This window comes from Fibrobacter sp. UWR2, from assembly GCF_002210285.1.
Taxonomy (GTDB): Bacteria; Fibrobacterota; Fibrobacteria; order Fibrobacterales; family Fibrobacteraceae; genus Fibrobacter.
Window position 1 is genome coordinate 69,320 of the sequence record NZ_MWQE01000007.1, and the last position, 25,905, is coordinate 95,224.

The window sequence follows — 25,905 nt, forward strand, 5'->3', positions numbered from 1 at the left end:
AAATTGCACAAAATCACGAATTTCACAAGAAAACGGCAAAAAAGAACACTTGGAGAACACTTTTTGTTTTTCACCTATACCTTTCGCCTAAAAAATTGGGTATATTTGGGGAACACCCAATCCCATCCCTCGGACCTTCACTGATACTCCCAGTGAAGGTCCTTTTTCATACCGGTCGCTTAGGGCTCACCTTGATACCGGCCGTTCTCGGCTCACTTTCATACCGTTCGCGCTTCCTAGTTGTTTATTATATTTGGCGCATGGATTTGAAGAAAAAGGCTCTTGCGTTCGGGGCGCGCATACTCCGCATTTTAGGGATTATCGCCGTCATCTATGTAAGCATGGTATTCTACCTGGCGCTGACCGAGCGCCGGAACGCGTTCCCCAGGGCCATCACGCACAAGGAGGCTCGCGAGGCAATCGCCGGCAAGGCGAAGCCGATCTCGTGTACCATGGAAGACGGTACCGTTCTCGAAGGCTGGTCCACAGGCAACCCGGGCGACGCCACGCTCCTGTACTACCCCGATGCCGACGAAGACGCCGCCCAGTTCATCGCCGAGGTCCAGGAGATCGAGGGAACCGCCCTCGTGGCCTTCAACTACAGGGGTTCCGGCAACAACAAGGGCACCCCCTCGCAAGACACCTTCGAGCCCGACGCCCGCGGCATTTTTGAATGCGCAAGCCAGCTGAACGGCACACCCGCCTACCTCGCAGGGCGCGGAACAGGGGCAATCCTTGCCGCCGAGCAGTCCGGAAAAGAGAAAAAACTGGTACTTATCGACCCGGTAGCAAGCATTGCCGACGCCATAAGCGCCAAGTACAGGCTGTTCTACCCCCGTTTTTTGGTCCGTGCAGACGTAAAAATGCCCCGTGAAAAGTTGGCAAACGCAGGGGCCTGTATACATTTGCTTGCAGACCGTAAAATGTTCAGTGATAGAAATCACATGTTTATCAGGGATTTCGGGCAAATTCGCACCACCGAACGAGGAGAGAAAACACTTCGTAGAACTTTGTCTATTTTGATAAACGAAGATTTGTAAACATAATGAAACCCTTATGGCGTAAGGGATACAGCGCGGTAAGTTTTTTATAACAGTCTAAAAAGTCTAGGCTAATTTTGTCAAAAAATTACATCAAAACGATTATTTCCGATTTGATTTTTTTCACACCGGTACTTGACACTTTTCGGAAAAATATGTTAATTTATTCAACAGGGGGCGTTTAATAACAAAAAACGAGGTGTATTAACAATGGACAAAATCAATATCAAGATGGATATACGCGGATTCATCCGCTTCTCCAACGAGGCCTTAAAGGAGCTCAAACTCGACAAGAATCCGTTCGCGGATATCGAAGTCGACGTCGAGGGTAAGCGCATCGCTGTCACCCCGACAAAGACTCTCAAGACCTCTTCCTTCCGCTTTATGCCGAACGGCGCTGGCTACCTTCTCTATTTCAAGGGTGCCATGAACGCCACCGGTTTCCAGGTAGCTCCCGGGCCCTATACCATGGTCAAGGAAGGCAACAAGTTCGTGTTTACCGGCAAGGCTCCCGCCAAGAAGAAGGGCGCTTGGCAACCGTTCGCCTGCCGTAACTCTGTCGGCATCCCGATGCTCTCCATCGACAGCCGCGGCACCATCATTTTCGACAAGCGCACCTGCACTGCCGTCGAAACCGCCAAGAACGACACGATGGTCGCCGAATACGATGCCAACAAGAAGGTCTTCACCCTTACCTTCAGTAAGAAGGGATTCATCAACGTCCGTACTATCGCAAGCCACGCCAACGCTTCTTTCATGGGCACGCTTTCCTCTCACGGGATTGCGCTTCCGACCAAGAGCTTCCGTACGTCTTGCAAGATCGACGGTAAGGTGATTACCTTCAGTGTTGCAAACCTGGTCGCCGAACAGAAGGCCAAGGTCAAGGCAGCAAAGGCAAAGAAGTAATCCACAGGCACTAAAATGATAGACGTTCTGAAAGCATTCTACAGCGTGCACTACAACTTCGGCATTCTTGCCATAATCATACTGTTGCTCGGCATTTTCTTCGCCACGAAGAAAATGTGGATCTTCACAGCGATTACGGTGCTCGTTGTCCTGGTCCTCAATATCGCACTCTACAAGATGACGGACGGCAAGTCCTGGACCATCGAGGGTGCTGTCGTGAAAAACCAGTACGGCTCGGAGTACAAGGCAGACCCCATGACCTTCTCCGTGAACAAGAACTGGGTAAACGAGGAAGGCATCGTCGTGGAACGTGGCGACACGGTTCATCACTGGTGCTGGGTTGACCAAATGTGGGAAAACTTCTCGGAGACTGATGTCATCGGTGCCCTATGGGGCGAAAACAAGAGCAAGAAGATGATCAAGGCGTCGGAATCTCACGCCGGTGGTCTCTCCGAATAAATTCGCTCTATAACATTTCCAGGGAAAGCCCGCCTTCTTCCATACGGAGGATGGCGGGTTTCCATATCCACTCCCCCGGAGATGCGACAACGCCGCCTTCCACATCCCAGATGCCCGAGATATGGTGATGGCCATGAATGCAGACATCGCATTTTTTGCGTTTGAGGATCGATGCGCCCCAGCCTAGATATTCCTGAAGGTTGATTTCGCGGGACTCGCCTATCTTGCGGCTGTTCCTACCGACAAAGCGGGCAAGCGCCATCCCCCAGTCGGGGTGAATTTGTTTGAAAAGGAACCGGTTCGGCGGGAAGTCCAGCACACGGCGCATAATGCGGTAACCGAAGTCCGATTTCGCGACACCGTCACCATGGTGGAAATAGACCTTCTTGCCCTGAATTTCAAGGACAAGGCTCCTGTGGACCTGCACGCCTAGTGACTTCGGGAAGAAATCCCCATAGGCAAAGTCATGGTTTCCGCAAAGCAAGTGGACCTCGCAACCCAAGCGGACCAGTTCTCGCAATGCGAAAAACAGTTCAAAATGGTTGCGGTTCACGTAATCGTTGTATTCGTACCAGAATTCAAACAGGTCGCCCACGATTACCAGATGCGACGCCTTCCCACAGATAGATTCCAAGAACTCCACGAGAAGTTTCTCGCGGTCAGCCCGGGCTCCGGGAGGATTTACGCCCAGATGGGCATCGGAAATAAAGTAGGCCGGCAAACTCATCTCGAAGAAAATAGTAAAATAACTATCTTTAAAATAATGAGACATCATGCGTACATTGCTTTGCCAGGGCTGTTAGGAGCAGGGTTGCTCATTGCGGGCTGCTCTATGAACCTTGCGAAATACGACCTGCAGGAATTCCCGAAGACGGTCCCGTTCTTCGAGCCCATATCGATTATCTATGGCGGGGACACCATCCAGTTGGAGGCGAACCTGCAAAGAGCCTACACGCGGGCAGTAGATACCACAAGCTATCCGATGGAAAACTGCCGCGGAGTCGCAAGCATCCAGGCCACCGTCGAGCAGGACGAAAGCCCGAGCGCCTGGAACATCGGGGCGACCATAGTCCCATTCTGGCCCGCGATGCCCGTGAAAGAAACATGGCACTACAACATGGACATGCGCATATTCTGCAACGGCACCCTAACCTTCAAGGCTACATTCGAAGAAAGCGAACATGTCGAAGCCTTCTGGTACGGCAAGATGCGTGCCGACCTCGTGAACGACGCCTCGCAGGAAATGCACCGCAAGCTCATGGAACGCATCCGGTACGAGACTCAACTCGGAAGGCGCACGGACCTCAATTCTGCGCAGGATTTTTAGCATGCACACTCTATATATTGTCGCGACCCCCATCGGGAACATGGAAGACATCACCTATCGCGCCGTACGGATCTTGAAGGAAGTCCCGCTCGTGCTCGCCGAAGATACGCGACACACCCGCGTGCTGTTTGACAACTACAGCATCAACACGCCGATGGAAGCCTACCATGACTTCAACAAGGAGAAGGTGACTCCGAAGTACGTGGAATACCTGAAGAACGAGGGCGATATCGCGCTCGTGAGCGACGCCGGTACCCCGGGCGTTGCCGATCCGGCATTCAACTTGGTCCGTGAATGCGTACGCGAAGGCATAGACGTGCGGGCTATCCCCGGCCCCTGCGCGATGATTACCGCACTGGTTTCTAGCGGCATGCCTACCGACCACTTTACCTTCCAGTACTTCTCGCCCAAGAAGAGCGCCCAGCGCATCCACCTGCTCGAAAAACTGAAGGACGAGGAAGCGACCCAGATCTTTTACGCAAGCCCGCACAACATCGACAAGTTCGTCGAGGAAATCGGCCAGGTTTTCGGTGAAATCAAGATTGCCCTGATGCGCGAACTCACCAAGAAGTTCGAGGAACACCTCATCGGCACGCCGGCAGAAATTACCGCGCACTTCAAGGCGCACCCACCCAAGGGCGAGTTCGTGCTGATTTTCAACCCGAAAGATAAAAGCGGACTGTAAAAACGTATGATGGACAAGATTAAGAATTTGTTTTACTCGCTCCCGAAAATTTACTGGATTTATTTTGCGGTCCTTTTTGTTGCAGAAGCAATCGGCTTTGCGCTCCGGCCCAACGAACCGGGGCTCTACACGGAACCCGCACAATTCGCTCCGCTCGCCATTGCGCTCGGGTTCCTGTTCACGCGCGAAGCCCGCAAGCATTTCCGCAGGCACATCTACACCTACGGCATATCGCAGTTTCTGTTCCTTGCTCTTGACTATACCCTCGGCGATGCGAACGGGGCTGGACATGCGGGGCTTTACCAAATTGCCACCACATTTGTTCCGCTGTTCATCTTCTGGCTCGTACTGTTCGCCCGCTGGAACGTGGCACGATTCCGTGAGTTCGACTCCCGCAGGGCGCTTTTGCTCAGCATAATCGCGTGGGGGCTTTTCGGATTCGCCTTCCCGCCGCTCCCGCTCGGGCCCGCAGCACTCGTGCTTCTCGTACCGTGGTTTTTGGTGCTCAATCGCTACAACAGAAACACCGCGATATTCGCAACTTTCTGGTCGGGCATGGTGTACAACACCATCAACTACTACTGGATCTACAACGTAATGAACGTGGAGACGGCTCCCTCCGGGCTTATCTGCCTGGGCGTCATGCTCCTCATCGCGTTCTTCAGCGCCTACAGTGTTTTCGCTGCATTCATCTACACGCTCGCCAAGAACATCAAGTTCGGCGGCCGCGCCTGGCTGCTCGCACTCTACCCCATATTCTATGCAGGCCTCGAGATGACGCGCACCCGCGGAGACTTCGCCTTCCCGTGGAGCCACTTGGGTTACGTCTTCGGAAACACGCTTGAATCACTGCAGGCACTCTCCGTCATCGGCATCTTCGGGTATACCGCACTCATCATCGCTTCCAATATGGCGGTAGCGAAGGCCATCGAAGGCCCGTGGAAATTGTCCGCTGGCGAAAACCGCACGAAGTTCATTCTCGCGAAACTCCCGCTGGCCGTGCCCGCGCTGGTGTACGCCGTGCTCCTGATCCACGGGAGCATCGTACTCGGCAAACCCGAGGCACAGCCCTTCTATGGCGCCGACGCGCAGGACACTCCCCAGATGGCGCTGATACAGCCGAGCATCGAGCAGGGAGAAAAGTGGAGCAAGGCACGCTTTGACTCCATCACAGCAAAGACATTCGGCATGGTGAACGACAGCGTGCAGAAGGGCACCGACCTCATCATCCTCGCTGAAACTGCCGTTCCCGACCACATCCGCAGGCAACCCGCGACAATCCGGGAACTGCATCACCTGGCCGTACGGCACAACGCAGGCATCCTCACAGGCGCACTTGACTTCCACCGCAACGAACCGGGAAGCCCGCGCAAGTACGACATCTACAACGCGTCGTTCCTGTTCACGCCCGACAATTTCCATTCTTACCAGCGCTACATCAAGAAGCACCTGGTACCCTTCAGCGAGCGCATTCCCTTCGACGACATCTTCCCCATCCTCAACTACGTGGACCTGGGCGAAGGCGACTTCGTTCCCGGCAAAGAAACACCTGTGTACGAGCCGTTCAAGTGGACGCCCTTCATCTGCTACGACGCGATATTCGGCGACCTTGTGCGAGAAGCCATCAATGCGGGCTCGCGCCTGATGGTGAACATCACGAATGACGGCTGGTTCGGCCGCAGCACCGCTCCCTACCAGCACCTGAACCTGGTACGCTACCGCGCCATCGAGAACGGCATACCAACCGCAAGGCTTGCGAACAGCGGTATCTCAGCATTCATCGACCAGTACGGCCACTACGACCTGAACACGGACATCTTCGTAGACGCCGTCATCCAGCGCAAGATGCAGCTCAAGACCCGCGATACGCCCTACCAGCACTACGGCGACAGCGTAGAGACCGCCCTCCTGTGGTTCTTCGCCATCTACGTGCTGGCATGCGCTGTTCTGGCATACATCAATAAATGCAGAAAAACCATGCACAAATGAGCAAACTTTTGCTATATTTGGCGCGATGAATTTCGGAAAGTACGGCAACACCTGGTGGTGCGAAAAATGGCTGGAAGGCCTTTTCCGCTCATGCGACGAGCAGACTGTACTGCAGGGCATGCGCTTCGTGGAGCGCGGCCAGGTCACGAGCATCGACATCATCGATAACCGCGTGATTTCCGTAGTGAAGGGCCCGAACGGCGGGCTCCACAACAACTACATCGTATTCCCGAAATTCCACGACGAAAAGATTGGCATATTCATCAACCTGCTAAAGCAGCAGCCTTCCGAAATGCTCGCGCTCGAAAACGGCGCGATGAACCCGCCCATAGAACTCCTGCTCGCAAAGAGCGGAATCAGCCTTTTCGACAACGGCGAAGAGGTGAAGATGGGCTGCGACTGCCGCGACCCTGTCCCGTGCAAGTACATCGCCGCGACCTTCCTCAAGATTGCCGAGATGGCATGTTCCGATCCGTCGCTTCTGTTCAAGCTGCACGGGCTCGACCTCGCCCACTACAAGAACTCGCCTGCCATCCAGTCCGACCTCGACGCGCCCTACGAGAAGAACATCGTGCGCACATCGGGAGGCAAGAACAAGATTTTCGAGGAGAAGGTCGACAACAGTCTCGACTTTGCCGAAGACGCGAGCACGAGCTTGTTCGCAAATTCCCCACAGAACGTTTCGCGCACGCCGCCGCAGCACCTGCCGGTATTCAACTATAACGAGTGGAAGGACTACTCGCGCATACTGCCCGCCATGTTGCAGAACTTCCCGTCGTTCTGCACCGCGGGCAACTTCCGCAAGAGCTATACCGACGAACTGGAAGGCTGCCGCAAGTTCTTTTTGAATTACGAAAGTTTCGATATTTTTGCCGAACACTTCCGTGCGAACAACGCGAAGACATTCCTGATGGAAAAGGAGAACTTGCGCCTGTTCCACAAGGACGGCTGGCGCTGGTATTTCGAACAGTCGGGAGAAAGCGGGAACGTCATTAAGAGCGGGCTCAGCGTTTCGAGCGTGATGGGCGCGCTGTGCTGCCTCGACAAAGGGAACCTCTCCTGGCACAGCTATACCGTACGGTACCTGCTGCAGCTCCTGAACGTTGCATATAACCTTGTACGAACAGGTGCCATCTACCCGCAGGTATTATGGATAGGCAAGGACGTCGCGCAGATGCGCTGGATGCCCGCCGAAATGCTGCCCGATATTTTGGGGATTGTCGCAGACCTCGAAGCCGCCGTCCCGCCGCATTTCGCCTTCACCGCAAAAGAAGACGAGTTTGTCGAGATTGCAGAACCCGCGGAACATGTGCTTTCGCTGTTCATCTCGCAGCTGCTGCGGTTCGCGCATACCTACAAGGCGCCCCTCAAGACAAACCACGGAAACTTGCTAGCCTTCTTCTTCAACTGCGTCTCGGGAAAGCTCGCCAACAGCGCGCACGCCATCCCCGGCAAAATCCAGAAGTGGTTTTCCGTCTATTCGAGCCTCGATTTCCGCACGCAACTGCTATTCAAGTGCTACGAAAGCGGCGAGCAGGTCGCACTCGAAGTTTTCATTATCGATACAGACAAGTTTACACCGCTTTCTGCCTTATTCGAAGAAAACGATGCGCGGCTCCTCTCGATTCTGAACATCCTGAACGGCATCGCCGATTCCTTCAAGCCGATGGGAGCATACATCGAGAACCGCGCGGCCTCCCCCATCATGATGCAGGGAGCCGTACTGCTCCAGTTCTTGCAGGATTGCCTCAAGAAGCTCGAGATTTTCGGCATCAAGACCGAAATCCCGAAGAACCTGATGAACGTGGGCAAGCCCAAACCCAAGATTCGCCTGCAGGGGAGCATGAGCTTTGGCGCGTTTACCGCGAACGACCTGCTCGATTTTGACTGGGAAGTGGCGATTGGCGACGAGAACGTGTCGGCGGAAGAATTCCTGGAACTTGCCGAGAATGCAGACGGACTGCTGAAATACAAGTCACAGTACGTCGAGGTGAGCGCCGAGGACCTGCAACGCATCCGCGAACAGATTGAAGGCCGCGCGAAAGGCGACAAGGGCGCGAAAGGCCCCGATGCGGGTGTGGAAGGCTCTGCGGGTAAAGACGGCGCAGGTTCCGCCGCAGGCAATGAAAGCGCGGACAGCGAAAATGCAGACGACGCCCCGGTCATCACGCAGGCGAAACTCGTGCAGGCTTGCTTCACCGGGGAATGCGACGGCATCCCGGTCGACATGGCGGGCGAATTCAAGCAGCAGTTCGATTCCTGGCGCAGCGAAACCGAAGTCGCCCTCCCCGAACACCTGAACGCAACCATGCGCCCCTACCAGGTGCGCGGCTACTCGTGGATGTACAAGAACCTCGAAATCGGTTTCGGCTGCATCCTCGCCGACGACATGGGCCTCGGAAAGACCCTCCAGGTCATCGCATTCCTCCTCAAGATGCACGAAGAAGGCAAGTTCGCCGAAAGGAAGGCGCTCGTGGTGATGCCCGCGGGCCTACTGTGCAACTGGCAGGTCGAAATCAAGAAGTTCGCGCCAGACCTCACGTTCTTCGCCTACCACGGCGGGAGCCGAGACCTCGAGAAATTCCACGCCGACGTGCTGCTCACCACCTACGCCACGTTCCGCAAGGACTTTGACGAACTGAACGAGCGTGAATGGCAGGTAATCGTCATCGACGAAGCGCAGAACATCAAGAACGCGGACAGCGAGCAGAGCAGGCTATTGCGCCGCATGCGCGCCCCCATGAAAATCGCGATGAGCGGCACCCCCGTCGAGAACCGACTCATGGAATTCTGGACCATCATGGACTTCGCGAACCGCGGGTTCTTCCCGAGCGCGGCCGAGTTCCGCGAAAAGTTCGAGACGCCCATCCAGAAAATGGGCAACGAGAAGGTGGCGGAAACGTTCCGCAAGATTACGGCACCCTTCATGCTGCGCCGCCTCAAGACCGACAAGAGCATCATCAGCGACTTGCCCGACAAGATTATCCAGGACGAATACGCCGAACTCACCAAGCCGCAGGCAGCACTGTACCAGAAGACGCTCGAGCACTTCATGCAGGAACTCGAGATGGAACAGGCGCTGAGCGAGAAGGCGAACGACGCGCACGCGCTATTCAAGCGCAAGGGAATCATATTGCAGATGATTCTCGCCCTCAAGCAGATTTGCAACCACCCCGCGACATTCCTGAAAGGTGCGGCCGCCGCATCGCAGGAGAAGGTCGCTGAGCCCGCCGAAGCGACACCAGCAGAAAATGCGCCGACCACAAGCGCGCCGGTCCTTTCCTCCGGCAAGATGCAGATGCTCCTCGACCTGCTCACCTCCATCCAGGAACAGGGCGAAAAGACGCTCATCTTCACGCAGTTCGCCGAAATGGGATTCCTGCTCGAAAAGACCATCACGGAAGAACTCGGGCTCCGCACGCACTTCTACCACGGTGGATGCACGCAGACGCAGCGCACCTCCATGATCGAGGACTTCCAGAAGAACCCCGAATGCAAGGTGCTCATCCTCTCGCTCAAGGCGGGCGGAACGGGCCTCAACCTCACCGCCGCATCGCAGGTCATCCATTACGATTTGTGGTGGAACCCCGCCATCGAAGCGCAGGCCACCGACCGCGCCTTCCGTATCGGGCAGACACGCAACGTGCAGGTCCACAGGTTTATCACCAAGGGAACGTTCGAAGAAAAAATCAACGCGCTTCTCGAGACAAAGAAATCCATCGCGAACATGACCGTGAGCGCGGGCGAAACCTGGCTCGCCGACATGGACGACAAGCAACTCGGCGAAGTCTTCGGACTCGACAACACCCTCGTCTAGCAAGATTTCAGCACAAACTAATCACAGAAAAAGGCCGTCGAAGCGACACGCTTATTAAAACTTAATCTATTTTGATTTCACTTTTTCTTTGATGAAGAAAAAGTGTAAATCTCCGCTAGGTTCATTTTCTCTTTGTTCTATATTGGCCCCATTCACACAAAAAACCTGCGTTTCTTCAATCATCCAATTTCCAGGGAATTTTTTCGTAAGCCATTCCTTATATTTCTCGCGAAACGGAACCAACTTGTACACAAAATAACACAGAGAATCACAAATTTTAGGATTTTCTTGGAGATTCCCGTCTGTTATAGAACAGTAATATCGGTCAACGAGACCTAATCGATAATGGATCGAATCACCCTCATTTCGTTTAAATTTTTCGATATACTTTAAAACAGAATCGGCATCTACATAGTCAGGGCAATACACGCCATTTACAACTTTATATTCAAGTTCTTTGTTATTCTTTTCACCTTGTCCAAAAACAAGACAAAAAGAAGAAAGCAACAATAAAAAAAGCAACTTTTTATTCATTAGAATAGAATTCCTTCTTTTATATTGTAGCAAGCACCTGAATTATTCACATCAATCCACGCATTTTTCCATATAGGAAAGCCATCTATTTCTGCATTGTAATAATAGTCATAATCAACAAGAACAAAATTTAAAGAATCTATTTCTGCAACTTCAGCCTTTGAATTCCATTTTTCTATACAATAACTAAAGGCATCCTCTGAAATACTACGCACAACATAAACAAAGGAATCTTCTTCAACACTGCAATAGTTTGAATTATCACAATGATTTTTTCGTCCAGATGTATTAAAGATCTTTTTCGCAATATCTTTATCTAACCGGCAAGGATAAGGAACAGGGACGTCGCTATCCGAACAAAGAGGGCTTTGACTCTGTTTTGGATGAGTAAAACAAGAACAGAGAATCAAGCATAGTGAAAGAATTAAATGCTTTGAAATCCTCATATAACTGACGACATTCATTAAGAAAGGCTTGCTTTCTATTCGGCCCAGTGGTTGCCGTTGTAGTTCTTGGCGGTGTCGGCGTCCATGCCGATTTGGCGCACAAGGTCTTCCATGCTGGCAAATTTCTGTTCGGGGCGCAGGTAGGCCATCAGGTCGAGCACCAGGTGCTGCCCGTAGATATCCTCGCTAAAATCGAGAAGGAAGGCCTCGATGGCCATCTGGTGGGGCCCGGGCGCAGAGGGCTGCACGCCGATATTCACCACGGCACGGCAGATGCGGCCATCCGCAAGCCTCGCGGATGCCACGTACACGCCGGATTTCGGCAGGAACTTGTACTGTTCCACCTGCAAATTCGCGGTCGGGAACCCGATGGTATGCCCGAGGCGCTTGCCAACGACTACGGTGCCGGAGAGGCGGTAGGGGCGCCCAAGGTATGTCTGCGCGCGGGAAACGTCGCCGTTCAATAGCGCGTTACGCACGGCAGAAGAACTCACGCGTTCGCCCTTGTGCAGCACGATGGAAAGCATCTGCGTGCTGAGTTCCGGGAACGCGGCGGTAATCGTCTCGTAGTTGCCCTTGCCGCCCGCGCCAAAGCAGTGGTCGTGTCCGAAGAACATGGAGCACACGCCGCGCTTCTCGATGAGTTCCCTACGGACAAATTCATCAAACGGGAGTTTTGCGACTTCGGGCGTAAACGGCAGCACCAGGAATTCGAGCCCGAGACTTTCGATGAACTCGCGCTTTTCTTCGGTGGTGGTAAGGAGCAGCGGGTCACCGGGGCCACGCAGCACGTAGTTGGAATGGGGTTCGAAACTGATGACGGTCGGGGTCCAGCCGTTCACCTCGGCGACGGCCTTCAGGGTACGGAAAAGTGCCTGGTGTCCCAGGTGGCACCCGTCAAAATTGCCCATCGTCACGGCTCTTTTCTGTTTCTCGTTCACCGACATTCGTTCCCTACCTTGTCATCCCCGCGAAGGCGGGGATCTTCCTTACTCATCTTCCCCTAGATATATCTTCGGGCAGATGCGGCCCGGTTCGTAGCGGCACACGCTCAGCACGTTGCCATTTGCATCGGCGGCGAACACGAGCCTTTCGCAGTCGTCGCCACGGCCCTGCTGTTTTTCGGCACCTTCCACGGGCTCGCGCCACAGGACCCAATTGCCCTTGCGGATAACTGCCATCTGGTCCTCATCGAGTTTCACGACCGGAAAATCAAGCACCTGCTCCACAGATTTCAAGTGTTCGCGGGTCAAGTCTTCCCCGCGCACAGCGGATTCCACGGAGACCTTCCCGATGCGGTGGCGGCGAATCTGCGAGACGCACCCGCAGGTCCCGAGCGCATGCGCAATGTCGCGCCCGAGCGCACGCACGTAGGTTCCCTTGCTGCACACGCACTCGATATCGAATGTCGCGAATTCCTTGCCAGAGCAGCCTTCAGTCTTATCGCCCTCGCCCACGACCTTGAGCGATTCAATGTGGATGCGGCGCGGCTTCATCTCGAAATCCTTCCCGCGCTCGGCCCAGTCGCTCGCGCGACGGCCGTCAATCTTCACCGCGCAATAGCGTGGCGGAACCTGGTCGATGTCACCCGTAAACTGCGGGAGAATTGCCTCAAGGGCGGCGCGATTTATTACGAGCGCGTTCCCCTGCTCCACGACATCCCCATCCCATTCGAGCGTGTCGGTCTCGTAACCTAGATGCAGGCGGAACGTGTAGCACTTGTCCTTCGCCTCCACGTAAGGCAACAGGCGTGTCGCACGCCCGGTGGCAGCGATAATCAGGCCCGACGCACGCAGGTCGAGCGTCCCGGCATGCCCCACACGCTTAGTAGAAAAGACCCTTTTCAACGGGAAAAGGGCCTTGAACGATGTTTCGCCAGCAACTTTGTCCAGCAGGATGAATCCCGAGGGAGCCAACTAGAGTTCCCCTTTCTGCTTCAGTTCGGCGAGGATTTCCTCGATGTGCATAGCGTGTTCCAGATTTTCATCCAGCACGAAGTTCAGTTCGGGAATCTTGCGAATCTTGAGCGCCTTGCCAAGAACCCCACGGATATAGCCTGCGGAATTGTTGAGGCCAATCAGGGAATCGCGCTTTTCCTTGTCCGAACCCATCACGGACACGAGCACCTTCGCATAGCTCAGGTCTTCAGTAATCGTCACGCGCGTAATGCTCGAAAGGCTGCTCACGCGAGGATCCTTAAGCCCCTTCTGCAGGAGCTTGCCGATCTCTTCGCGGAACTGTTCGCCCAGTCTGTCTGTCCTACGACTCATTCGACTCCTCGGCAGACTTCTTCGCCTTTTCCTCAGCTTCTTCGCGAGCCACATCCTTCAGGGTACGGGCAACCTTGACTTCCTTGAAGAAGATAAGGCTGTCGCCTTCCTTGATATCGTCGTAGCCCTTGAGACCGATACCACATTCGAAGCCGCGTACAACGGACTTCACGTCGTCCTTCATGCGCTTCAAGGACTGGACCACGGTAGTACCGAGTTCCACGCCGTTGCGGTACACGCGAACGTGAGAGGTGCGGTCGACTTCGCCGTCGGTAACCATACAGCCGGCGATGAGGCCGATCTTCGGAATCTTGAACACCTGGCGGATTTCGGCTTCGCCGGAGAGTTCCTCGCGCATGATCGGCTTCAAGAGGCCTTCCACAGCGTTCGTGATGTCTTCGATGCAGTCGTAAATCACGCGGTAGTTGCGGATTTCGATACCTTCCTTCTGTGCCATCTCGCGGATGGAAAGAGAAGGCATAAGGTGGAACGAAATGATAATCGCCTGTGCGGTCGTAGCAAGGAGGATATCGGATTCCGTAATGGTACCCACGCCCTTGCGGATGATATTGACGCGCACTTCCCTGTTGGTAAGCTTTTCGAGAGAGGCGGCAAGAGCTTCGGCAGAACCACCCACGTCGGCCTTGACGATGAGGTTGAGTTCGGAGAGTTTGCCTTCCTTCCTATCGTTGAAGGTATCTTCCAAGGTCTTGACGTTACGGGAGCGCAGGTCGCGTTCGCGGGCCGCCATACGGCGCTTGCTCGCGATTTCGCGTGCGGTCTTTTCGTCGTCGACCACGATGAGGTCGTCACCAGCCTGCGGAGTACCGTCGAAACCGAGCACCTGGCAGGGAGTAGACGGAGGAGCGGCCTTCATCTGCACGCCGCGTTCGTTGAACATGGCGCGCACCTTACCGGCATAGATACCACAGACAAACGGGTCACCCACATGGAGCGTACCGTTCTGCACCAAGATCGTAGCCATGGAGCCCTTGCCCACGTCGAGCTTGGATTCCACCACGGCACCGCGGGCGTGAGCGTTCGGGTTCGCCTTGAGTTCCTGAACTTCGGCTTCGAGGGCGAGCGTTTCTAGGAGCTGGTCCATACCCTGACCCGTACGGGCAGAGACTTCCACACAGCTCGTGGTACCACCCCACTGTTCCACTTCCACGCCGCGTTCGGCGAGCTGGGCACGGATCTTGTCGGGGTTCGCCGTCGGAAGGTCGACCTTCGTGATGGCGACAACCATCGGGACCTTCTCGCGCTTGGCCAGTTCAATACATTCAACCGTCTGGGGCATCACCATGGAGTCGGCAGCCACAACGAGCACGATAACGTCGGTCACCTGAGAACCGCGGGCACGCATGGCGCTGAACGCCTCGTGACCCGGAGTATCGAGGAAGGTCACCTTGCCCTGTGCCGTCGTTACTTCGTATGCACCGATGTGCTGGGTAATGCCGCCCGATTCGCCGGAGACCACATGGGTCTTGCGGATCCAGTCAAGGAGCGAGGTCTTACCATGGTCAACGTGACCCATGACGGTAACGACCGGATGGCGAGACTGGAGGTTTTCGGCGCTTTCTTCTTCGACGCCGAGAGCCTCTTCTTCGTATTCTTCCATCAACTGCGCTTCGTAACCGAATTCATCGGCGAGAATCTGGATGGTCTCGAAATCGAGACGGGCGTTGATGGTCACCATCATGCCCATTTCCATACACTTTGCAATCACGCGGGCCGGCATCTGGTCCATAAGGCCAGCGAGTTCGCCCACAGTGATGAAGTCGGACGTCTTGAGAATCTTCTTCTCTTCGCCCGTAGAATTGTCGTTGTGTTCCTTGCGGTAAACCTTCTTGACAGGCTTCTTCGAAAGGTCAGCCATCACGCGGGAAACGTTCTGGCGAACCATTTCCTGCTGCTGTTCCTTCTGCTGTTCCTGGCGGTCGCGGCTATTGCCACGGCGGTTCTTGTCATTGCCGTGACGGCCGTTCTGGCCCTTCGCTGCGTTGCCACCCTTGCCACCGTTATTACCGGCAGCCATTCCGGCGCTGGCATTGAAGGCTTCCTGCATGGAGCCGCTGGAGAACCCGCCGCTGCGACCAGTGTAGCCGCCGCGGGAGCTGCTCGCTCCCCCGCCCTGGCCAGGCCTACGCTGACCATTACCGCGGTTGTCGCCGGGGCCACCGGTACGCGGGCCAAACGAACCCGTGTAACCCTGGGCATTGCCCTGGCCGCGGGCGCCCGGTCCACCGGGGCGGCGGTTGTTACCGCGGGCGTTGCCAGCCTGCTGCTGGGACTTCGCGATACGAGCCAGGATTGCGGCATCGGGCTTGAACACCTGTGCCTTCATCGGCGGCTGCTTAAGTTCTGTATTCGCCGTCATCATCGTCGGCTGCGGAGCAGGCGACGGGGCGGGAGCTGCGGGCTTCGGAGCCGGAGCTTCTTCAACCTTCGGGGCCGGAGCCTTGACTTCGGGAGCGGCCGGCGCTGCAACAGGCTCGGGGGCAGCGGCTGGCTTCTCGACAGTCTTGGGTTCGGCAGGAGCCGGAGCGGGCTTTTCAACCTTCGGGGCCTCGGCGGGAACCGCGGGGGCAGCCGGTGCGGCAGGAGCAACCGGTGTTTCGACCTTCGCGGCCGGTGCGGCAGTTGCTTCAGCGGCGGGCTTGACCGTAGCCGGCTTTGCAGCGGGCTTCGCGGCGGAGTCCTTCTTCGTAGTACGCTTGAGGCTCACCTTCACGCCGTTCTTCGTCATGGTCGATGTCGTAGACTTCGACTTTTCGGCAGGCTTTTCGGCAGTAGCATCCGAAGAAGCAGACTTCTTCAGGTTCTTGGCTCGTGCGTCCTGCTTTTTCTTCTCTTCGGCCACGGCAGCTTCAATCTTCTCGAATTCAGAAGCATTCACCTTAGAGACCTGCGTCAAGACCTTGACGCCGTTCTCACGCAAAAGCTTCATAACAAATTCGCTCTTGACGCCGTGTTCCTCGGCCCATTCTTTTGGTTTATACTGTTCTATACTCATTCAATAGCCTGTTTAAAAAACCCTTTTGGTGAAGAAAGAATCCTTAGTTGCTCTCTTCCTGTTTTTCGGCTTCGGCAAAAAGCGCTTCGGCCTTCTGCGCAGCATTGCGGCGGAGTTCCTGCGGGCGCGGAGCCAGGACCTGTGCCTTGGCCTCGTCATCCTTCTCGGACCATTCCTTCTCGCCGAACACGTCGAGATCGCGTTCCACCAACTGGGAAGCGAGCTTCACGTTCTGGCCGTTCTTGCCGATTGCCTGGGCAAGATTGTCGTCGTTGATAACGACCACCACGCGGCGCGTACCCGGAACTTCGGTGAGTTTCACGACGTTAGCCGGAGAAAGTGCACGAGTGATAAACACGTCGAGGTTTTCGTTCCAGTGCACGATATCGATGCGTTCGTTGCCGAGTTCGCGGACAATCGTCTGCACACGGGCGCCCTTCATGCCCACGCATGCGCCGACCGGGTCGATCTTCTCGTCGCGGGAGTAAACGGCAATCTTGGCGCGGTAACCCGGTTCACGGGCGACACCCTTGATTTCGACGGAACCTTCGTAAATTTCCGGAACTTCCTGACGGAAGAGTTCCTTGAGGAATTCGCCGCTGGCACGGGACAGGATAACCTGGGCACCATTCTTGGCGGATTCTTCGACGCGGGCGATAACGGCCTTCACGGACTGGCCCTGCACGAGGCGTTCGTGACCAATCTGTTCGCGCGGCGGAATCATGGCTTCGGTCTGCTTGCCCAAGGAAACAATCACGTTGCGGCCTTCAAGGCGGAGCACTTCACCACTGATCATCGTGCCGACACGGCCACGGTAGGTGTTCATGATCTTGAGGCGTTCCGCATCGCGGATCTGCTGCGTCAAAAGCTGCTTGGCGGTCTGGATGGCCTGGCGTCCGAAGGAAGTCGTCGGCACTTCCATTTCGAGGAAGTCACCCGGCTGAGCGTCTTCGTTGTATTCCTGGGCTTCGGGCACGAGCATGTAGCCCTCGTCCATTTCTTCAACCTCTTCGGCGGTCATGTTCGGGTCGTAGTCCGGATAGTCGTCCACGACCTCAACACGCAAGAACACATGGATATCGTTCGTTTCCTTGTCGATGTCCACTTCGATCTTCTTGTCGATGTGCAAATACTTGCGGGCTGCAGAAATCAGGGCCTGCTTGAGAGCACCCTCGATGATTTCGTCGTCCATGTTCTTGGCTTCCATCACTTCCTTGAGCACTTCAACCAAATTAACCTTGGGTTCGTTCTTTTTAGCCATTTTAGACCTTCCTATTATATTTGTACATCCACTTTCGCGACCAGCACCTCGGACCTCGGTACGGACACGTTACCGGCATTGCCCTTGAGGGCAAGCGTAATATTCGTTTCATCAACTTCCAGGAGTTTCCCGGTGACGGGCTTTCCAGTACTGCGCGTTACGCGTACAAAGCGCCCGATGTTGCGTTTAAAATCGGCATCCGACTTGAGGGGGCGGTCAAGTCCGGGAGAAGAGACCTCCAGCGTGTAAGCGCCCTCGATAATGTCGGGATCGAGATCCAGAGCGTCGGAAAGGTGGCGGCTCACTTTGGAGCAGTCGTCAATCGAAACCCCTTCGGGCTTGTCGATGTATAGGCGGAGCGTCTTGCGCTTGCCGGCACGGAACATGTCCTGTTCCACCAAAGTCACGCCTGCAGCCTCACAAGCCTCGGCGATAAGCGAATCCAACTTCTGGTTAACCAAATAAACCTCGTATAATAAACGGCGTTCGTATACGGCCCCGAAATCTGCTCATTTAAGCCGAATTCGGGTCCACGAACGTCAAGACAGACCAAATAGAGAAAATTTTCGGGGTCTAGGCAACCGCGATAAGCGGAAAATAAGGGCAAAATGAACGAATGCAGCCAATAAGAAGGTTTTTACTATATTTACCGCATGGCTTACGTACTTTTGATTCTCGCATCCCTTATCGGCATCGCCGTTTCCGTATTTTACCTGCGCAAGAGCATCATCAACATACGCGAAAAGAACAAGGCAGAACCAAAGGCCTACAAGCGTGCGTCAAACTACATACTCACCGGACTCTGGTACGGCTACCTGCTCGTATTTTTCGCAGGGCTGACCATAAACAATCTAGGAAACTGGTAACCCTACCTACCCTGGGTCTTTAGCCAACGTTCATAAAGGAACAGAGCAATCAGGTTCTTGCCGTCCACAAACTTGTGGGCGGCTTCTTCGTACGGGAGCACTTCCGTACGGATCCACTCGTTCTCCTCGACGTAGGTCTGGTTCTTTCCGTCCATCGCCTCGAGCTGTTCGCGGGTCACGTCCCGTTCAATTGCGTACAAACGAATTCGTTCGTCAATGAGTCCGCAACTGGCGGCAAATCCGGGCGTAGAACCTTTCCACCAGAAATCCGTAAGGTCGATCAGTTCCGAATCGTCGGCAACAATCTGTGCTTCTTCTTCGAGTTCCGACAAGGCCACCTTGCGGTAATCCCCGCTCCAATCGAGTATACCCGCAGGCATTTCGAGCGAAGCCGTCTCGGTAAGGGCAAAACGGGGCTGGCGTACGAGCAGCAGGTACTTTTCGCCTTCGCAACGCAACACCACGAGCACGCCCACCGCATTCCCGCGTACCACGACAATCCCGTGAACCGGGCGGCCATCGGGCAACGTCGCCGTAGCTGTCAACTTGATAAACAGCGGGCTATGGACCTTGCTCAAGAAATCCACCGATGAAAAATGGATTTTCTGCACAACAAACTTGGACTTTGCAGCAGTAAGCCAGTCCTTGAAAAACTTGCAATCGAGAATGCACTGGTAGTCGTCTGCAGCGATTTCAGATGCAAACGTAAATTCAACACCGTCAACAATCATGATTCAACCTGCCGGAATTATTTTATGGCACGGGCCTTGGATTTCCAGATTTCGGAAAGCGACTCCGCATCGAGCGAATCGGGGAAAAGCCGGTTGCGCGTGATATCGAAGATAAACAGGTCCTTCGTCGCCGATGGCCCGCAGAACGTCTCCGTCTCGTCGGGTATCATAAGTTCGCGCACCACGGTAAACTTCTTGCCGAATGTGAAAGCACCCATATCAAACGACTTCATCGAGGCGCATTCGGGAATCTCCTCGACGTAGTAAGTACTTGTATGCCACAAGGTATCTGCCCGCTTCTGAACGCTACCCAAGGAATTCGAATCGTTTACCCAGCGCGTGCTCACGCAATAAACGGAATCCCCTAGGGCGCAGGCCTTGCGTATGGGGACAAGCATCGTATCCGTAGTACTCCAGGAAGTAGGATAAATCGTATCGTTCACCACGGAATCGCATATATCGACCTGCAGTTCGCAATTCGACTTCATGGCACGCCAGTGGAACACGCGGGGCGTAAGGCTATCGAGGACCTTCAATATCGACGGCGATTTCTTTGTCCTGAGCGGCAACGCAGACACACTATCGAACAGGGAGTCCACAAAAATCTCGAACGTATCAAGTTCAAAATGCCCGCGGCGCAACAGGATTGTATCGAGCAGGGAATCCTCGTCGTTCATCACGCGGATTTGCGAAATTCCCTTCAATTCATCCTCACTGAACGTGAGTGCAAGAACCGTATCTGGATGGTAGTATGGCGCAGGGCAATCCTCGCCACTGGTTTCAATAATTATTTTAGGCAGAAGGACTAGCGACTCGCCGTCTTTTTCCTTATCGATTTCAATCCTCTTGAGGGCACAATTGGAGAACGTCCAGAGGTTGCCCATCTGCAAAAAGAGCGTATCGGACGCAAGATGGATTCGCGCTCCGGAATCGAGAACGGCCTTGCGGAAAAAGCCCTCGCCAAAATAGGAGTCGTCTCCAGAAGAAAGCGAAATGGCGCCATCGTCATCTTGCGTGCAGGCCTGAATGCAGAAGCACGCTGCAAAAAATGCTGCAAAAAGAACGGCAATGGATTTTCTAGAAGTCATTCGCAAGAGAGCCCCGAAGCACTATAGTTTTATCTGCTTAACGAATTTAGCAATTTCGGCACTGTCAAGCGGATGCGTCTGCGCGTATAGATCTGCCCAGCGTACAAAGAATCCATTCTGGCGCACCGTAAGGAAGAACTTCGCACTATCCCGCGGAGCAAGGCGACCGACAATGGAATTCATGTCGAGGTATTCCCCTTCGATAAACGATGCCGTGTCAGCGCGGTTTACCGGATACATTCCCGACATGCGTGACGTAATGTTGTTTCCATGATCGAGTTCTACAAAATGGCCAAGGGAATCCTTGCCCGACGCGAGTACATAACCAGGGAGAATCGGATGGATGGGAGCCTCGCCAATCCCCAGCATCGCATCCATCGTAAGCATCGACTCCTTGCCCTCAAAATCAAAATCCCCCGTTATGGCAACGGCAGACCAGTCAAGAGGCTGCCTCGGGCAAATCCCGGGAAAGCGGCAGCCGTTATCAAGGCTTACCCAGTAGTAGAGCGAATCCTGGTCCATCAGGTGTAGGTACGTATAAACTAACGAATCTTCACACTGGACAAGGATCGGGCTCGAAAAATCATCCTGCGGAGCAATCCAGTGCAACTTGGGGCGCGAGGTTTTCGCAGTCGAGGCGACATACCGCAAGAAATCATTCGGGAGGAAGAATACCGAATCCGAGACCACCCAGGAACATTGGCCAAGCCCACCATTCAGTTCAAAGGCCGTTCCGCGCATCGATGCACACTTCGACTTCCAATCGTCTACTACTACGACCTCGTTGCCCGGCAGAGGCAGCAGGTTCACCAGCTTTTCGGCGAACCCGAACTTTATAAACAGGAAGAACACGACACAGACGAGCAAAACCCGGACAACTGGATAGTTTTGCCGTTTAGACTTGTATTTCTTTTTGCAGCGATGTTCCGAAAAGCCTTCAGACATCCGTCCATCACATCAGGAAATAGGCGACAACGCCACCAAGCACCAGAAGGATGAGAATAATGAAGAACACCGTCTTGCCCGAGGAGGATTCCTCTTCAAAAGGCATATTCATGCCCTTAGCGGCAAGTTTCTTTTCGTCCTTCACCACGGCATTGAAACTCTTGGTGAAGCGGCGGTTGTGTCCGGTGCGGCGTTCGGCCCTCACTTCGCCTTCCGCCATGGAATACCCGTTCTGCGATGCGACCGGCGTCGGTTCCGGTTCCACCGGTGCTGCCGGTGCCGCCTCCTGTACAGGGGCGCTGTCGGCCGGGCCGTGGGAATGCAAGGAGAACGACATCATCTCCGCCTCGAACGAGAACACCTTGAGGGAGCGATCGAGACCGGCCTTCCTTAGACCGTCGGCGATAGTCGGGCTGTTGCTGAGAAGGGCAAGCATGCCACCCTTGCTAGAAAGTTCACTCTGGAACTGGACGAACGCATTGTAGGCATCGCTATAGACGAAATCCAGTCCCATCAGGTCGACCGCGACGAACTTATCGTCGGGATTGTCATCTATCAACTTGCGAACGTCCTTCTTGAACTGCTCGGCGTCAAACGCCCCGATAGGATTGAGAGGGGCGGACAACAAGTCAAAAATGCCAACTTCGCGATAGTTCTTCAATTGCGTCATATGCAGAAATATAAACTAAAAAATGGGGAAAGAGAAAAAAAACGGGCGAAAATCGTAAAAATCCGGCAACATAAGCTACTCTTCCCACTGTATACCGCCGGAGGGGCGAGTTTCCAGAACCTCATCGGAAGATTCCTGGGCTCCCGAAGCATTTTCCTCCACAACCGGTACTGCCGGAGCGTTCTCCTGCGGGGCCGGTCCATCCACGGCCTGCACCTCGGGTTCCTCGGGCTCCGCACCAAGAAGCGAGGTCGGGGCAGCAGCCGCAGGCCGTTCAGGCTCTGGCTTGGGCGCATGCGAGAACAGGTACGGACTGATACTCACGCTCACGCGGTGAACAGGAGAAAGTACCGGGTGCGATTCAAACGCATAGTCGACCCGCAGGAACTTCGCGATGACAAGACCCGCACCCGCGGTAAAGCTCTCGAAGGTGGTAAAGCTCGAAAGGCCCGCGCGCAGGCTAAGCCCGAAATCGAAATTGAACTCGATACCGGCATGCCCACCCGAAAGCCAATCAAGAGGGTCTTTCCAGAGGGGCTTTCCGCGAGACTCGTCCGTCTCGAACCCCAGGTCGCGCGGTTCATGCCTGAATACACCGGCACTCTGCCAGTAGAACCCGAACTTTCCGTACAGGTAGCGCACATCCAGGCCGTAACTGGCCGCAAGGTACAAGTCTGGGGCCGAGTACTCGAATTCGCCCGAACCCCACACCGAAGCAGAGGAGGTCCAACCCTTCAACAGGCCTGCGACATAGAGGTCATCCAGGATGCGATACCGCAAACCTGCATCGCCGCGGAAACCGAAACCGGACTGGTCCATATCACGATAGAGCAAATGGAATCCGACGCCTAGTTCGAAACGGCCGAAAAGCCTTTTGCCCCAAGTCGCCGAGAGCATCCAGTCTGCAATCGAAAGTGTCTCGTAGTCGCTGCCTTCAGGCAGCGGATCTCCCTCGCGGATATAGGGAATGTCATCGGCTCCGAAACGAGCAAAAGAAATTCCAAGTCCCTGGTCCAAGCCTAGCGGGATGGCAACAGATGCATAGTCGTACTGCGTGTCCTCAAAATATGCGGTGTGCGAGAAGTTCGCCCACAGGTAACGCACGTTGGCCAACTGGTACGGGTTAGATACAAGTCCTAGATAATCGCCATCCACGGCCATCGTCGCAGAACCGAGGGCAGCAGAACGCGCTCCGGGTTCCATGTTCATTGTCTCGTTCACTCCCGAGACAAAGGTCGCGGCGAAAGAGCAACATGGAAGCAACAGAACTATTTTTTTCAGGACATTCATTTTACACGACCAAGATAGATTATTTTTTACTGGAGAAATGCTCCTTAAAGACTATATACAAAATTTCTTGACCTACCTTTCGGGCCAACGGCGCTATTCCGAGCGCACGGTCGACACTTACCGCAAGTCTTTCGAGAAGTTTACCGCCATCGCGGGCGAAGACGCCCCCCTGGGCAGCTTCTCGGAGATGCTGCTCAAGACGTTCGTGTGGGACCTGAAGATGAAGCAGAAACTAGCACCGACAAGCATCTGCGAACACCTCGCGGCAATGAAAAGCTTCGGCAAGTATCTAGTCAAGAGCAAGATTCTCGAAAAGAACCCCGCAGGAAACATACCGATGCCCAAGCGCCCCAAGCGCCTGGTAAACGTACTTTCGCAAAAGGACCTGGCTGAAGAAAAATTCCCGGAACTGCCACCGAACCCGACACTCCCGCAAGTACGGGCTCGCCTACTGCTCGAACTCATCTACGGGTCGGGGCTGCGTATCTCGGAATGCCAGAGCCTCACGTGGGACCGCATCGACACAAGCGCAAAGCTCGTGCGCGTACTCGGCAAGGGCAACAAGGAGCGCATCGTGCCGCTCACCGAAAGCTTCATCGACCGCATCGAGAACTATAAGCAAATTCAGGTCCAGGCAGGGCACTTGCCTACCGCGAGAGGCTACGTGTTCCTAAGCGAAGACGGCAAGCCGTTCGGGCTACGCACACTCAGGAACGACATCCACGACCTGTTGCGGGAAATCGGCTGGGAGGGCAAGGCGAGTCCGCACGTGCTGCGCCACAGCTTCGCCACGCACCTGCTCGAAAACGGCGCCGAAATCATGAGCGTAAAGGAGATGCTCGGACACTCGAACATCTCCACCACCCAAGTCTACACACATGTAAATGCGGAACGCCTGAAGGCGGCGTTCAAGAAGACCCACCCGCGGGCTTAAAGTTTCATAATGCAGCGGACCGGGATAAGGGGCGATTCATTCACGCCATCTATGTTGAAGGTCAATGCTCCCATTACGTTGTAAGAAGAATTCGACCAATCCAATATCGTTACCATATACATGCCGTTCATGGAGCCCAACCACATATCGAACGACTCAGAACTGAAGCCCAACTGCGGTTCTACACGACCGAAATTATCTGTAGTTTTTCCCCAATGGAAAGAGCCTGTCGGTTTTGCTGAAAAGCCGTAAGCATTTATGCCCGGCAAGTCTCCCTTCCATTCCGTCGAGCGCAGGTAAACGGCGGCATTTGCCGACCCCCCAACGTTCTCTATAAGTTCAGAAAAATCGTTCTCGGTAGGCAATCTCCAGCCGTCGGGGCAAACAGTCCGGGATTCTTCATAAGTATAGTACCGGCCATTCTCCGAGCAGTTTTCATCGTCATCCCAGGAGCACTTACCCAGGCTGTCGTTTCCGTAATTCAGGTTCTCCGCCATCCACCTTGTATTTCCGATATAGGCGTACTTGTAATATTTTCCGTCACGCGAATCCTTGAACTTTCCGGTAACCACGTCCTTATCTTTCACGCAGCGGACATAGGCATTCCAATCGGCAAGTCCTCCGTTAAAGAAGGTGTGATTCGCATTCGTTTCCAAAACAATCCTCGTCGTCGAATTTGTCCTAGCATAATCCACATCGGCAAGCCAGACATAGCCCAAGAATCCATTCTGTACAGCCTCTCCAGGAACAAACGAAAGACCGAATATATCGTTCCCCGCACTCAAGGAATCATCCCAGCCAGCCTTCGACTTCAACGCAATTCCTTGCTTGCTTAAGCCAAGTTTTTCTTCAATCCTGTTATACAGCGACAGGTACTCGCTCATCGCCGGCACGTGCCAGCCAGCGGGGCAGACTCCCCGATGATTCCTGATTGGAACCACCTTGTGGGCACTCGGAATAGAATCCTTGTACCCTTCGCTGATGTTCATCGCAGCCGTCCAGGTATAGAGTCGGCCTAAAACATCGCAGCTTTCAGCCTTCTCGAATGGACACGACGTTTGGGATTTCAAATTTATAGCCAGCGCACTGTCTGTAGTGTTTTCCGAGAAGTTCAGGTTCTCTGCCATCCAGGTCATCGCACTGTCGCCCGTACCGACCGTCACAATCCTGTAGACGTGACCGTCGCGCTCGTCCGTCATCGTCTGGTAATCGATGTCCGGGTTCTTGAAGCTGTCCTTCGTAAACGAATCCAGGGGGAATTCCTTCACCGGCGCAGAGCTGCTGCTCAAGGCTTCATCCACAGAAGAACTGCTCGTCATGGCGGCCTCGGAGCCGCCATCTCCCTTACTGCTACTCGACTGCGGTGTGACGCTGGAGCTCGACTGCCCCGAAGAGGACGACTCGGCAGAACTACTGCTCGTCACGGCGGCCTCGGAGCCGCCATCTCCCCTACTACTACTCGACTGCGGCGTGTCGCTGGAAGAAGACGACTCCAAACCGGGATCGTCGTCATCCGGTTTTACGGAAGAGGCGTCGTCCCCACAGGCCGCAAGAAGCGCGACCGCACCCATCAGGGCAAAATGTTTCCAAAAGGACAAAACGCTCTTATCTGAAAATTTATTCATCTTTCC

Annotated in this window: 24 protein-coding genes; 9 read left to right on the top strand and 15 right to left on the bottom strand. The window is 54.6% G+C overall.

Features of this window, described 5'->3' with window-relative positions; genetic code table 11:
• The first annotated feature begins 260 nt into the window (after positions 1–260).
• The 3 genes from B7994_RS10145 to B7994_RS10155 all read left to right on the top strand — a co-directional run bounded on the left by B7994_RS10145 (position 261) and on the right by B7994_RS10155 (position 2,405).
• Entirely contained in the window at positions 261–1,040 is a 780-nt protein-coding gene (locus tag B7994_RS10145; protein WP_088638353.1) for an alpha/beta hydrolase, read from the top strand.
• A gap of 210 nt (positions 1,041–1,250) precedes the next feature.
• Positions 1,251–1,946, top strand: a complete 696-nt coding sequence (locus B7994_RS10150; RefSeq protein ID WP_088638354.1) for a hypothetical protein — start codon at positions 1,251–1,253, stop codon at positions 1,944–1,946.
• Between the two features lie 15 nt (positions 1,947–1,961).
• Positions 1,962–2,405, top strand: coding sequence for a hypothetical protein (locus tag B7994_RS10155; RefSeq protein ID WP_088638355.1), 444 nt, complete (start codon positions 1,962–1,964; stop codon positions 2,403–2,405).
• Positions 2,406–2,412: 7 nt separating this feature from the next.
• On the opposite strand, the gene B7994_RS10160 is transcribed toward B7994_RS10155, so the two are convergent.
• Complete coding sequence (locus tag B7994_RS10160; protein WP_088638434.1) at positions 2,413–3,132, bottom strand: UDP-2,3-diacylglucosamine diphosphatase; 720 nt, start codon at positions 3,130–3,132, stop codon at positions 2,413–2,415.
• A gap of 105 nt (positions 3,133–3,237) precedes the next feature.
• Between B7994_RS10160 and B7994_RS10165 the strand changes: the two genes are divergently transcribed.
• From B7994_RS10165 to B7994_RS10180, 4 genes are read left to right on the top strand one after another with little or no spacing between them, the layout of a single operon-like run.
• On the top strand, positions 3,238–3,732 hold the full coding sequence (locus B7994_RS10165; protein WP_233143162.1) for a hypothetical protein: 495 nt from the start codon (positions 3,238–3,240) through the stop codon (positions 3,730–3,732).
• Position 3,733: 1 nt separating this feature from the next.
• A complete protein-coding gene (gene rsmI / locus B7994_RS10170) occupies positions 3,734–4,417 on the top strand; it encodes a 16S rRNA (cytidine(1402)-2'-O)-methyltransferase (RefSeq protein WP_088638357.1) in 684 nt (227 codons plus the stop codon).
• Between the two features lie 6 nt (positions 4,418–4,423).
• Entirely contained in the window at positions 4,424–6,406 is a 1,983-nt protein-coding gene (gene lnt, locus B7994_RS10175; RefSeq protein WP_233143163.1) for an apolipoprotein N-acyltransferase, read from the top strand.
• Positions 6,407–6,431: 25 nt separating this feature from the next.
• Positions 6,432–10,223 carry an SNF2-related protein gene (locus B7994_RS10180; protein ID WP_088638358.1) on the top strand — a complete coding sequence of 1,264 codons (3,792 nt, stop codon included), beginning with the start codon at positions 6,432–6,434 and terminating at the stop codon, positions 10,221–10,223.
• Between the two features lie 66 nt (positions 10,224–10,289).
• Here B7994_RS10180 and B7994_RS10185 read toward each other — a convergent pair whose 3' ends face one another.
• The 8 genes from B7994_RS10185 to rimP all read right to left on the bottom strand — a co-directional run bounded on the left by B7994_RS10185 (position 10,290) and on the right by rimP (position 18,211).
• The gene (locus B7994_RS10185) at positions 10,290–10,757 is read right to left on the bottom strand and encodes a hypothetical protein (protein ID WP_088638359.1); all 468 of its coding nucleotides are present in this window, start codon (positions 10,755–10,757) and stop codon (positions 10,290–10,292) included.
• The gene (locus B7994_RS13950; RefSeq protein ID WP_158213135.1) at positions 10,757–11,221 is read right to left on the bottom strand and encodes a hypothetical protein; all 465 of its coding nucleotides are present in this window, start codon (positions 11,219–11,221) and stop codon (positions 10,757–10,759) included. Before B7994_RS13950 ends, B7994_RS10185 begins: the two co-directional genes overlap by 1 nt.
• Positions 11,222–11,238: 17 nt before the next feature.
• On the bottom strand, positions 11,239–12,150 hold the full coding sequence (gene ribF / locus B7994_RS10190; RefSeq protein WP_088638360.1) for a riboflavin biosynthesis protein RibF: 912 nt from the start codon (positions 12,148–12,150) through the stop codon (positions 11,239–11,241).
• A 42-nt stretch (positions 12,151–12,192) separates the two neighbouring features.
• Positions 12,193–13,119 carry a tRNA pseudouridine(55) synthase TruB gene (gene truB, locus B7994_RS10195; protein WP_088638361.1) on the bottom strand — a complete coding sequence of 309 codons (927 nt, stop codon included), beginning with the start codon at positions 13,117–13,119 and terminating at the stop codon, positions 12,193–12,195.
• Positions 13,120–13,473: a 30S ribosome-binding factor RbfA gene (gene rbfA / locus B7994_RS10200; RefSeq protein ID WP_088638362.1), complete on the bottom strand. Its 354-nt coding sequence runs from the start codon at positions 13,471–13,473 to the stop codon at positions 13,120–13,122.
• Complete coding sequence (gene infB / locus B7994_RS10205; protein ID WP_233143165.1) at positions 13,463–16,423, bottom strand: translation initiation factor IF-2; 2,961 nt, start codon at positions 16,421–16,423, stop codon at positions 13,463–13,465. Before infB ends, rbfA begins: the two co-directional genes overlap by 11 nt.
• Positions 16,424–16,532: 109 nt before the next feature.
• A complete protein-coding gene (gene nusA / locus B7994_RS10210; RefSeq protein WP_088638364.1) occupies positions 16,533–17,750 on the bottom strand; it encodes a transcription termination factor NusA in 1,218 nt (405 codons plus the stop codon).
• A gap of 14 nt (positions 17,751–17,764) precedes the next feature.
• Positions 17,765–18,211, bottom strand: coding sequence for a ribosome maturation factor RimP (gene rimP, locus B7994_RS10215; RefSeq protein ID WP_088638365.1), 447 nt, complete (start codon positions 18,209–18,211; stop codon positions 17,765–17,767).
• A gap of 192 nt (positions 18,212–18,403) precedes the next feature.
• Between rimP and B7994_RS10220 the strand changes: the two genes are divergently transcribed.
• Positions 18,404–18,616 carry a hypothetical protein gene (locus B7994_RS10220; RefSeq protein ID WP_088638366.1) on the top strand — a complete coding sequence of 71 codons (213 nt, stop codon included), beginning with the start codon at positions 18,404–18,406 and terminating at the stop codon, positions 18,614–18,616.
• Between the two features lie 2 nt (positions 18,617–18,618).
• On the opposite strand, the gene B7994_RS10225 is transcribed toward B7994_RS10220, so the two are convergent.
• The 5 genes from B7994_RS10225 to B7994_RS10245 form a co-directional block, all read right to left on the bottom strand.
• A complete protein-coding gene (locus B7994_RS10225; protein WP_088638367.1) occupies positions 18,619–19,347 on the bottom strand; it encodes an NUDIX domain-containing protein in 729 nt (242 codons plus the stop codon).
• 17 nt (positions 19,348–19,364) lie between these two features.
• Positions 19,365–20,435, bottom strand: coding sequence for a hypothetical protein (locus B7994_RS10230; protein ID WP_088638368.1), 1,071 nt, complete (start codon positions 20,433–20,435; stop codon positions 19,365–19,367).
• 21 nt (positions 20,436–20,456) lie between these two features.
• Entirely contained in the window at positions 20,457–21,302 is an 846-nt protein-coding gene (locus tag B7994_RS10235) for a peptidase M23 (RefSeq protein WP_088638369.1), read from the bottom strand.
• 85 nt (positions 21,303–21,387) lie between these two features.
• The gene (locus B7994_RS10240; RefSeq protein WP_144063848.1) at positions 21,388–22,050 is read right to left on the bottom strand and encodes an STAS domain-containing protein; all 663 of its coding nucleotides are present in this window, start codon (positions 22,048–22,050) and stop codon (positions 21,388–21,390) included.
• A 75-nt stretch (positions 22,051–22,125) separates the two neighbouring features.
• Positions 22,126–23,340: a hypothetical protein gene (locus B7994_RS10245; RefSeq protein ID WP_144063849.1), complete on the bottom strand. Its 1,215-nt coding sequence runs from the start codon at positions 23,338–23,340 to the stop codon at positions 22,126–22,128.
• A gap of 37 nt (positions 23,341–23,377) precedes the next feature.
• Here B7994_RS10245 and B7994_RS10250 point away from each other — a divergent pair, with 37 nt between their 5' ends.
• Positions 23,378–24,274, top strand: a complete 897-nt coding sequence (locus tag B7994_RS10250) for a tyrosine-type recombinase/integrase (RefSeq protein WP_088638372.1) — start codon at positions 23,378–23,380, stop codon at positions 24,272–24,274.
• Here B7994_RS10250 and B7994_RS10255 read toward each other — a convergent pair.
• Positions 24,271–25,899: an FISUMP domain-containing protein gene (locus B7994_RS10255; protein ID WP_088638373.1), complete on the bottom strand. Its 1,629-nt coding sequence runs from the start codon at positions 25,897–25,899 to the stop codon at positions 24,271–24,273. The two genes, B7994_RS10250 and B7994_RS10255, sit on opposite strands and share 4 nt — an antisense overlap.
• Positions 25,900–25,905 lie beyond the last annotated feature (6 nt).

Excerpts from the sequence above, each read along its gene's own strand:
- B7994_RS10155 (WP_088638355.1), top strand. The coding sequence starts at position 1,962 with ATGATAGACGTTCTGAAAGCATTCTACAGCGTGCACTACAACTTCGGC.
- B7994_RS10165 (WP_233143162.1), top strand. The coding sequence starts at position 3,238 with ATGAACCTTGCGAAATACGACCTGCAGGAATTCCCGAAGACGGTCCCG.
- rbfA (WP_088638362.1), bottom strand. The coding sequence starts at position 13,473 with ATGAGTCGTAGGACAGACAGACTGGGCGAACAGTTCCGCGAAGAGATC.
- B7994_RS10150 (WP_088638354.1), top strand. The coding sequence starts at position 1,251 with ATGGACAAAATCAATATCAAGATGGATATACGCGGATTCATCCGCTTC.
- lnt (WP_233143163.1), top strand. The coding sequence starts at position 4,424 with ATGATGGACAAGATTAAGAATTTGTTTTACTCGCTCCCGAAAATTTAC.
- B7994_RS10145 (WP_088638353.1), top strand. The coding sequence starts at position 261 with ATGGATTTGAAGAAAAAGGCTCTTGCGTTCGGGGCGCGCATACTCCGC.
- B7994_RS10220 (WP_088638366.1), top strand. The coding sequence starts at position 18,404 with ATGGCTTACGTACTTTTGATTCTCGCATCCCTTATCGGCATCGCCGTT.
- ribF (WP_088638360.1), bottom strand. The coding sequence starts at position 12,150 with ATGTCGGTGAACGAGAAACAGAAAAGAGCCGTGACGATGGGCAATTTT.
- nusA (WP_088638364.1), bottom strand. The coding sequence starts at position 17,750 with ATGGCTAAAAAGAACGAACCCAAGGTTAATTTGGTTGAAGTGCTCAAG.
- B7994_RS13950 (WP_158213135.1), bottom strand. The coding sequence starts at position 11,221 with ATGAATGTCGTCAGTTATATGAGGATTTCAAAGCATTTAATTCTTTCA.
- B7994_RS10160 (WP_088638434.1), bottom strand. The coding sequence starts at position 3,132 with ATGAGTTTGCCGGCCTACTTTATTTCCGATGCCCATCTGGGCGTAAAT.
- B7994_RS10225 (WP_088638367.1), bottom strand. The coding sequence starts at position 19,347 with ATGATTGTTGACGGTGTTGAATTTACGTTTGCATCTGAAATCGCTGCA.
- B7994_RS10185 (WP_088638359.1), bottom strand. The coding sequence starts at position 10,757 with ATGAATAAAAAGTTGCTTTTTTTATTGTTGCTTTCTTCTTTTTGTCTT.
- B7994_RS10230 (WP_088638368.1), bottom strand. The coding sequence starts at position 20,435 with ATGACTTCTAGAAAATCCATTGCCGTTCTTTTTGCAGCATTTTTTGCA.
- infB (WP_233143165.1), bottom strand. The coding sequence starts at position 16,423 with ATGAAGCTTTTGCGTGAGAACGGCGTCAAGGTCTTGACGCAGGTCTCT.
- B7994_RS10255 (WP_088638373.1), bottom strand. The coding sequence starts at position 25,899 with ATGAATAAATTTTCAGATAAGAGCGTTTTGTCCTTTTGGAAACATTTT.
- B7994_RS10240 (WP_144063848.1), bottom strand. The coding sequence starts at position 22,050 with ATGACGCAATTGAAGAACTATCGCGAAGTTGGCATTTTTGACTTGTTG.
- B7994_RS10250 (WP_088638372.1), top strand. The coding sequence starts at position 23,378 with ATGCTCCTTAAAGACTATATACAAAATTTCTTGACCTACCTTTCGGGC.
- B7994_RS10180 (WP_088638358.1), top strand. The coding sequence starts at position 6,432 with ATGAATTTCGGAAAGTACGGCAACACCTGGTGGTGCGAAAAATGGCTG.
- B7994_RS10245 (WP_144063849.1), bottom strand. The coding sequence starts at position 23,340 with ATGAATGTCCTGAAAAAAATAGTTCTGTTGCTTCCATGTTGCTCTTTC.
- rsmI (WP_088638357.1), top strand. The coding sequence starts at position 3,734 with ATGCACACTCTATATATTGTCGCGACCCCCATCGGGAACATGGAAGAC.